Here is a 2,089-nt window from a genome sequence, read left to right as displayed (position 1 = left end):
TAAATCCCCATGGATTATACTTGGAGTGCTTAATGCCATTCAGTTCTGATGCCTTCGCTATCAAGTCAAGCTTAGCTACGGGATCAACATTTAACTGCTGGATGCGGCCAATGGTCACCTCAAGATCTATGATGTCACCCTCTTTGATCTCGCCTTGATAGTAGTTTCCAAGCTCTTTGTCCAATAATCCAGCCACGGATCTGTAACCAGCATTGTTTGCTTTTGTGTCCTTGATTATTGTGGAAAGTTCCTCCGCACTCCTTGATCCAATAGCAGAGGACATTTCCTTATATTGCTTTCCATCTATCAGCCTTCTCTCGTATGCGGCATTAAGATCAAACGTGCTGATGGTCCCATTCTCAATTGACTTGCTGAGTTGCGCTTGTGAGCCAATGCGTCTATTGGCAACCCGATTGGCCATAGTCTTGAGTTCCGATAAAGAGGCCGGATCACCGTCCTTATTGGCCTCTATCATTCCTTTGATGTTCTCTAAGTCATTATCAGCCTCATACATTTGAGCTTCCTGAATAATGATATTCTTTGTAGCCTGAGCCCTATTGTAATCTATCTGATTCAGAGCCTCTTGCTTGGCTTTATTGGCGTCATCTTCAGAGTGAAAGTTTCCAGCCTCTAAACCTGCGGTGATTGCTTTATCAAGACCCTCTCCATTAGCGGCGATGGCTAGTCCCAATGCACGCTTGGCCACACTCTGGTCTCTCGCTCTTAACGCTTGATTGCTGGACTTCATTGCCATGGATTGAGCCACTGCAGCAAAGTGTTCAACGTCCGCCAGCATCAGTTCTCTCTGATCTTCGGAGACACCTTGAAGTCCATCAACAACGCTTTGGTGTCTTGCTGAATAGTCCTGAACGATCTTAGAGCGAGCCTCATCGTCCTTGGCCTGCTCTAACTCAAGCTGCAATTGTATGCTTAACTCTTGGGTCTTGTTCTGAAAATCCTTAGTAGATACGCGATCAACCTGTGCCTGCTTCTCGCGTGCATACTGCTTCTCCAGCGCGAGACGCTTGTTGCCCTCCTGTGAAAGGGCTCCACCAAGACCTATTAGAGCGCTCTGAACGCCCGTCTGCGGGGATTCCAACGCAACGCCCGAGGGTTGATTGGACGGAATGAATTCCTCTGATCTAGGCGTTCTGGGCATTGCTTCTACGGTTGAGTGCTCCAGAGAGGATAGTTCCAGCTCCCTTGATTAGTCCGGCCTTGCTGGCTACATTGCCCGCTCTTATCTGTTCGTTCGCTTGCATCTTAAGTGTTGACCTCTGTATCTGGGCATTGCGGTTAATGTCCGCTGCCTGCAAGTTCGTACTTATAAGGGTTTCTGTGATAATGTCAAGCGCAGAACCACGATCAACGACGATTCCTCTGGCAGCGGTGCTGGCTCTCTGGGCTCCCACCATCCTCTGTCCTTGGCGTTGAATAGCAGAGGACTGGGCGGCGGCGTTCTGCATCACCCGTTCCGCTGACGCGTTCAACTGGAGAGCGTTCCGTTCGGATATCTCGTCGGACTCCCTGCCTGCGGATATGAAGCCCAGCGCCTGAATGATGTCCCCAGTTAGGGATAGGGCATTGCCCCCTTTAGTTCCTGATTGGGCTGGCATTAGTCTCCTTTGGTGTTGACGACAGGGAAGGTGTGGGTGATTGTCATCGGCAGGGGCTGGCTCTGAGTGATGACTAGATCAACCTCTGAGTGGTTGCCGGGTGGCATTGTCAATGGGAACACTCCGCTCTTGAGGGTGGGAGCGTTGTTGAACTGGCTCACGTTAAAGATTCGCGTGGGGATGATATAGTCCGTGCTGACCTCATTGGTGGGGGTGCTCACGGCGGCGATGCCGTACTCTCCACCAAGCGAGTTGTACAGCCCGAGGTCAATGTGGTAGATGCGCTTCTTCTTGCCCTTGGAAGATCCGTCACCCGTTGGGGCCTCGATATTGAGGGACCTGTACTGGCTCGTGTATGGAAGCCCTGCGGTCACTTTGGTGGCGGCTAGGGGCAGAGTGATCTGTCCAGTGCCGTCTGCCAGCAGTCCTTGAGCCACCCAGCCATCGGCGAGCACGTCAACCGTGGTGTTCGC

Annotated in this window: 3 protein-coding genes; all 3 read right to left on the bottom strand. The window is 51.6% G+C overall.

Going from position 1 to position 2,089, the window contains the following annotated elements:
• The coding region (locus tag V6D20_21395; protein ID HEY9818337.1) for a hypothetical protein at positions 1-1,159 on the bottom strand (1,159 nt) is incomplete at its 3' end.
• Entirely contained in the window at positions 1,143-1,616 is a 474-nt protein-coding gene (locus V6D20_21390; GenBank protein HEY9818336.1) for a hypothetical protein, read from the bottom strand. The genes V6D20_21395 and V6D20_21390, both read right to left, overlap by 17 nt.
• On the bottom strand, positions 1,616-2,089 hold a 474-nt coding region (locus V6D20_21385; GenBank protein ID HEY9818335.1), incomplete at its 5' end, for a hypothetical protein. The genes V6D20_21385 and V6D20_21390, both read right to left, overlap by 1 nt.

It is taken from the genome of Candidatus Obscuribacterales bacterium, assembly GCA_036703605.1.
Lineage (GTDB): Bacteria > Cyanobacteriota > Cyanobacteriia > RECH01 > RECH01 > RECH01.
The sequence above is the reverse complement of the archived record's forward strand: the minus strand, read 5'-3'. Positions and strand labels throughout refer to the sequence as shown.